The sequence below is a fragment of the Mesorhizobium sp. M7A.F.Ca.CA.002.05.1.1 genome (assembly GCF_003998335.1).
Classification (GTDB): domain Bacteria; phylum Pseudomonadota; class Alphaproteobacteria; order Rhizobiales; family Rhizobiaceae; genus Mesorhizobium.
The window spans coordinates 1-657 of sequence record NZ_RZQI01001533.1; the positions used below are offsets into that span (position 1 = coordinate 1).

General features: G+C 66.2%; 1 protein-coding gene. It reads left to right on the forward strand.

What is annotated here, in order from left to right:
* Nucleotides 1–603: MFS transporter (locus EN939_RS36865; protein ID WP_164751629.1), on the forward strand; the 603-nt coding region annotated here is incomplete at its 5' end.
* Nucleotides 604–657: the final 54 nt, after the last annotated feature.

The window sequence follows — 657 nt, forward strand, 5'->3', positions numbered from 1 at the left end:
GTCCGTGTGCTGTCCCGCCAGCAGGTCTGGACTTCGCTGATCCTGATGCTGATGCTGATGATCGGCCAGTTCGGCCTGTTCACCTACATCACCCCGACACTGCTGGAAGTCACCGGGCTCGACGAGAACCTGGTGCCATGGGTGCTGCTGCTCAACGGCGTCGGTGCCACCCTGGGAGTCTTCCTCGGCGGCAAGCTCTCCGACTGGAAGCTGATGCCGTCATTGATCACCATGCTGGCCTTGCAGGCGGTGACGCTGGCCGTCATCTACGCCGTCAGCCCTTATCCCCTGCCGATGGTTGTGGCGATCGTCGTCTGGGGCGGCCTCAACTTCGCCATCGGCACACCGATCCAGACCCGCATCCTGGCCTGGACGGCGGACGCCTCGAACCTCGCCTCGTCGCTCATTCCGTCCGGCTTCAATGTCGGCATCGCGCTGGCCGCGTCGTTGGGCGCCGCGATGCTGAACAGCGGCTATGGCTACCGCAGCCTGCCGCTGCTCGGCGCCATAGCCATGCTGGTCGCCGTCGCGGTGGCGCTGGCATCCTATGTCTGGGAAGGGCGCAGCAACGCCACGCCGCCGCTGACGGCCCCAGCGGAATAGACCACTTCACCCGCGCCAGCGCAGCAGGCGCATGGCGTTGGCGGTGACCAGCAC